A 5,558-nucleotide genomic window follows, 5' to 3' on the forward strand; every position below is an offset into this window, starting at 1 on the left:
TAATCCCTGAACCCCCTTTTTTCGCGAACGGATCGTCAGCCAGATCTCCCTCCCTCCCAAATTGGCTGGCGGTCCGTTCCTTTTTTTCCAACCTGTGATAGGGCGATCTCATGGCGAACGAGATTCATATTCTTCTGGTCGATGACGAAGCCTCGCTGCGCGAGCCTTTGGCGCAATATCTGACCAAGCAAGGCTACAAGGTCCAGCAGGCCGCCGATGCCAGCATCGCCCGATCGCTGCTCAACGCCTATGATTTCGACATCGCTCTGCTCGACATCATGATGCCCGGCGAAGATGGCCTCAGCCTGTGCCGTTTCGTCACCGACAAAAACGATATTCCGGTCATTTTCATCAGCGCCAAGACCGAAGAAACCGAACGCATCATCGGTCTGGAACTCGGCGCGGATGATTATATCACCAAACCGTTCAGTCCCCGCGAACTGGTGGCGCGGATCAAGGTCGTGCTGCGCCGCGCCGAAAAGGGCGGGGGGAACCAGAACGGCACCTCCGGCGGCGGCTATCAATTTTCCGGCTGGACCCTGAAATGCGACAAGCGCAGCCTGGTCGATGCCGACGGCGTCAACATATCGCTGTCCACCGGCGAATATCAGATGCTGCTGGCGCTGGTGTCGCGCGCCGGGAAAGTGCTCAACCGCGACCAGCTGCTCGACATCACCCAGGGCCGCGAAGCCCATGCCTTCGACCGCGCCGTCGACAATCAGATCAGCCGGCTCCGCCGCAAGATCGAGAGCGATCCCAAGAATCCGGAAATCATCAAGACCGTTTGGGGCGGCGGCTATGTTCTCGCCGGCGAAGTCAAATCGCTGTGATGCGATTATGGCCCCGCAGTCTCGTCGGCCAGCTGCTGCTGGTGGTCGCGCTGATGCTGTTGCTGGCGCAGGGGATCAACAGCTTCCTGCTCTATCGCGGGGCGCAAAACCAGAATCTGGTGGAAGCGTCGACCGCTGCCGTTGCCCGCATTGCATATGGTCTCGACCGGCAAGCCAGCGATCGCCCCCCGCGGCGCGGCACGGCGATGCGCGCGCGCCGCTGGGGCCAGCTGAAATTCGGTCCCGAAAGCGCAGTGAACGAAGACATGCAGCGCCTGCCGGAACTGGAAACGCGCGCCGGTCAGGCCTTTGCCAATATGGGCAATGATTTCGCCGAAGTCAGGGCCACCTTCGTCCGCGGTCTGCATGCCGGCATGGATGGTCATCTAATCGGCGCCAATCGCGGCGAATGGCGCAATAACCCGATCAACCGCTCAATGGGCGGACAGCCCGAACAGCAGAAAACCAGAGGCTATGTCATCATTTCCGCACAGCAGGCGGATGGCCGGTGGGTCAGTATCGCCTCCGCCGTGCGCGGTCGCGCGCCGTTGCTGATCCGGACATTATTGGTCCAGACGATCACCATCTATCTGCTGATGCTGATCCCGCTGATCCTGCTCGGGCGCTATATTTCCAGACCGCTCAAGTCGCTGACCGCCAGGGCCCAAAATTTCCAGCCCGGCGAAACCGCCACGCTGGCCGAGCAGGGGCCTCCGGACACGCGCGAACTGATCCGCGCCTTCAACGCGATGAGCGACCGGGTCAGCCATATGATCAATGAAAAGGATGTCATGCTCGGTGCCATAGGTCATGATCTGCGCACCCCGCTGGCGGCGCTGCGGGTGCGGGTGGAAAATGTCGATGACGACACCGAACGCGAACGGATGATCGCCGGCATCGAGGATATCGACCATACGTTGGACGACATATTGTCGCTGGCCCGGCTGGGTCGTTCAAGGGAACAGGCGGATCCGGTCGATATCCGCTCGCTGATCGAGACGATTGTCGATGAATTCACCGACCTCGGCCACGAGGTCCGCTATCAGCGCGGCGAGAAACAGAGCGCCCTGATCCGCGAAACACTGGTGCGCCGGGCGCTGCGCAACCTGATCGGCAACGCGATTCTCTATGGCAAGTCTGCGGATATCTCTGTGGAAAAGTCTGAAGACAGGCTGATGATATTTGTCGATGACGATGGCCCTGGCATCCCCGAAGCCCAGATCGAATCGATGTTCGAACCCTTCCTGCGCGGCGATGCCTCGCGCAATCGCGCCACCGGTGGTTCCGGACTCGGGCTGACGCTGGCGCGCGCCACCGCCCGCGACCATGGCGGTGATATCATCCTGCAAAACCGCAAAAATGGTGGATTGCGCGCAATCCTGTCGCTGCCGACCGGCTAGTTGGCGGCTGCTTCCGCTGCATCATCTGCTGCCTCATCGGCGGCCGGATCGCCGATGCCATCGGCGGCGAGTTCGGCGTCAATATCGTCTTCCATCGCCTTCACCGCATCATTGGCGGCCTCTTCCAGCGATTGCGCATCTTCCGCGATCTGCTGCTCCCGCTCGGCGATCGCTTCGTCACCCAGTTCCTCTACCGGGGTATCGGAACAGCCGGCAAGCATCAGCGCCAAAGGCAGGATCAGCCGCAGGGGTTTCATTCCGGCAGCGGCATCGTCAGGTCGCCATCATCATTGGCGATAATCGCAAGCACCGTGGTCCAGGCCGCCACATTCTGGCGCAATTGTTCCGGATCGACCTTGTCGAGCGTATCATCCGGCGTATGGTGCAGATCGAAATAGCGGCTGCCATCCTGCTGCAGGTCGATGATCGCCAGATTATTGGCCTTGATGATCGCCTGGATATCGGCCCCGCCGCCGGCTTTTAGCTGTCCGCGGCCGATCCCCAGCGGTTGCAGGGCGCTGGCGATCCGGTCGGCCAGTGGCTTGGCCGATTCCGGCAGGTTAAACTCGACCCGCCAGATCCGGTCCGCACCGAAATCCGATTCCATCGCCAGCGCATGATTGTCGCCCTTGCGCGCCTCGCCATAGGCCTTGCCGCCCCAGATGCCGACTTCCTCGGCACCGGCCCAGAGCAGCCGGATCGTGCGCTTCGGCTGGCCAGCCGTCATGATATGTTTTGCCGCCGCGGTGATGATCCCGCAGCCCGAGGCATCGTCAATCGCGCCGGTGCCCAGATCCCAGCTGTCGAGATGACACGCGATGACGATCATCCCCAGCGACGGATCGCTGCCCGGCAGTTCGGCGATGACATTGCCGGACTCCTGCTCTCCGATATTCTGCGGCGTCAGCACCAGCTTGAGCTGGACCGGTTGGCCGCGTTCGAACATTCGTTCCAGATTCTCCGCATCGGGGATCGACAGCGCGCCCGCCGGAATCGGCTTCACGCCTGCCTCGAAATTGGTGTTGCCGGTATGCGGATTGCGATGATAGTCGGTCCCGGCCGAACGGATGATGATCGCTGCCGCGCCTTTCTTGGCGGCGATATTGGGGCCGACAAAGCGCGCCGATCCGAACGCGCCATAGCTGGACCCGTCCTGGGTCGGCTTCATCCTGTGGCTGACAAAGGCAATCTTGCCGGTCAGGCTGCTGTCGGGCGCTGCGATCAGGTCCTGTATCGTCGGAAAATAGATCACCTCCGCCGTCAACCCCCGGTCGCCGGTGCTGGCGCTATTGCCGAGGGCAGTAATCGTCAGCGGCTGTGGAAACGGACTGGTCACTGCCGCCGTTTCCTTGCCCCGGACCCAGGTCGGCATCATATAAGGCTCGTTGCGGACATTGCTGAACCCCAGCGCGTTCAGCTTGGCAATGGCCCAGTCTCTCGCGCGAGCTTCCGCCTCGGTACCCGCTTGGCGCGGCCCGATTTCGGTGGTCAGGCCTTCGGTAATGTCCCAGGCGATCGTGTCCTGCAGCGCCTTGGCCTGCAGCGCTGCTGGATCATGATCATTGGCCATGGCGGATGTGGACAGATAGAGCGCGGAAGCGCCAGCGAGCAGGATGGATATGTTTTTCATGACATGTTGCCTAACCCGCCTTTTGCGCTTTGCCAATGCTCTCTTGCGACCGGCGGGCGGAATAGCTACATAAGCCCTGAATTAACCCGTCATCCTGGCGAAAGCCGGGATCTTCTCAACCCGAGCGCCAAGCCGACCGAGATTTCAGCTTTTGCTGGAGTGACGAGCAACATTGAAAGCGAATCCGATGGCCGTCCAATATAGCTATGTCATGAAGGGTCTGACCAAGACCTTCCCCGGAGCCCCCAAGCCGGTGCTCGACAATATCCACCTGCAATTCCTGCCGGGCACGAAAATTGCGATCATCGGCAAAAATGGCGCCGGTAAATCCACGCTGATGAAGATCATGGCTGGTCAGGATGAAGAATATCAGGGCGAAGCCTGGGCAGGCGAGGGGATCCGCGTCGGCTATCTGGCGCAGGAGCCGCAGCTCGACGAAAGCAAGACGGTCAAGGAAAACGTCATGGACGGCGTCCGCGAAGTCGCCGATCTGGTCGGCCGCTTCAACGAAATCTCCAACATCATGGGCGATCCGCCGGAAGACGCGGATTTTGACGCGCTGATGGAAGAAATGGGCGAATTGCAGGAAAAAATCGACGCGGTCGATGGCTGGACGCTCGACAACCAGCTGGAAATCGCGATGGAGGCCCTGCGCTGCCCGCCCGGCGACAGCCCGGTCACCGACCTCTCCGGTGGTGAGAAGCGCCGCGTGGCGCTCTGCCGCCTGCTGCTCGACAAGCCGGAAATCCTGATGCTCGACGAGCCGACCAACCATCTCGACGCCGAAAGCGTTGCCTGGCTGGAAAAGCATCTGATCGACTATGCCGGCAATGTCATTCTCGTCACCCATGACCGCTATTTCCTCGACAACGTGGTGAACTGGGTGCTCGAACTGGACCGCGGCAAGGGCTATCCCTTCGAAGGCAATTATTCGAGCTGGCTGGAAAACAAGTCGAAACGCCTGGCGCAGGAAGAACGCGAGGACAAGAGCCGCCAGAAAGCGATCGAAAACGAATTGCAATGGATGCGGCAAAGCCCGAAGGCGCGGCAGACCAAGTCCAAGGCGCGGATCAAGTCCTTTGACGATCTGGTCGCCTCGCAGGAAAACCGGGTGATCGGCAAGGCCCAGATCCTGATCCAGACGCCGGAACGGCTCGGCTCCAAGGTGATCGAAGCCAAGGGACTGACCAAGGCTTATGGCGACAAGCTCTTGTTCGAAAATCTCGAATTCTCCCTGCCACCCGGCGGCATCGTCGGCATCATCGGTCCCAACGGCGCCGGCAAGACCACCCTGTTCCGGATCATCACCGGCCAGGAAACCCCCGATAGCGGATCGATGGAACTCGGCGAAACCGTCAAGCTAGGCTATGTCGACCAGAGCCGTGACACGCTCGACGCGTCAAAAAATATCTGGGAAGAAATTTCCGGCGGCCACGACTATTTCACCTTCGGCAAGAATGAAGTCCAGACTCGCGCCTATGTCGGCGCGTTCAACTTCAAGGGCGTCGACCAGCAGAAGAAGGTCGGGCAGCTCTCCGGCGGCGAACGCAACCGCGTCCATCTCGCCAAGATGCTGAAAGAAGGCGGCAACGTGCTGCTGCTCGATGAGCCCACCAACGATCTCGACGTCGAAACTTTGCGCGCGTTGGAAGATGCGTTGGAAAACTTCGCCGGCTGCGCCGTGGTCATCTCGCATGA

At 60.7% G+C, this 5,558-nt stretch carries 5 protein-coding genes; 3 read left to right on the top strand and 2 right to left on the bottom strand.

The window, feature by feature from the left end; all coding sequences use genetic code 11:
• Positions 1–110 precede the first annotated feature (110 nt).
• Positions 111–830, top strand: a complete 720-nt coding sequence (locus tag ACEW8J_RS11520) for a response regulator (RefSeq protein ID WP_373491787.1) — start codon at positions 111–113, stop codon at positions 828–830.
• Positions 830–2,230, top strand: coding sequence for a sensor histidine kinase (locus ACEW8J_RS11525; RefSeq protein WP_373491791.1), 1,401 nt, complete (start codon positions 830–832; stop codon positions 2,228–2,230). Before ACEW8J_RS11520 ends, ACEW8J_RS11525 begins: the two co-directional genes overlap by 1 nt.
• On the opposite strand, the gene ACEW8J_RS11530 is transcribed toward ACEW8J_RS11525, so the two are convergent.
• Both ACEW8J_RS11530 and ACEW8J_RS11535 read right to left on the bottom strand, forming a co-directional pair.
• The gene (locus ACEW8J_RS11530) at positions 2,227–2,487 is read right to left on the bottom strand and encodes a hypothetical protein (RefSeq protein WP_373491788.1); all 261 of its coding nucleotides are present in this window, start codon (positions 2,485–2,487) and stop codon (positions 2,227–2,229) included. The two genes, ACEW8J_RS11525 and ACEW8J_RS11530, sit on opposite strands and share 4 nt — an antisense overlap.
• Positions 2,484–3,860, bottom strand: a complete 1,377-nt coding sequence (locus ACEW8J_RS11535) for a M28 family peptidase (RefSeq protein ID WP_373491789.1) — start codon at positions 3,858–3,860, stop codon at positions 2,484–2,486. Before ACEW8J_RS11535 ends, ACEW8J_RS11530 begins: the two co-directional genes overlap by 4 nt.
• Before the next feature lie 187 nt (positions 3,861–4,047).
• On the opposite strand from ACEW8J_RS11535, the gene ettA reads away from it, so the two are divergent.
• Positions 4,048–5,558: energy-dependent translational throttle protein EttA (ettA, locus tag ACEW8J_RS11540; protein ID WP_373491790.1), on the top strand; the 1,511-nt coding region annotated here is incomplete at its 3' end.

It is taken from the genome of Parasphingorhabdus sp., assembly GCF_041748495.1.
Classification (GTDB): domain Bacteria; phylum Pseudomonadota; class Alphaproteobacteria; order Sphingomonadales; family Sphingomonadaceae; genus Parasphingorhabdus.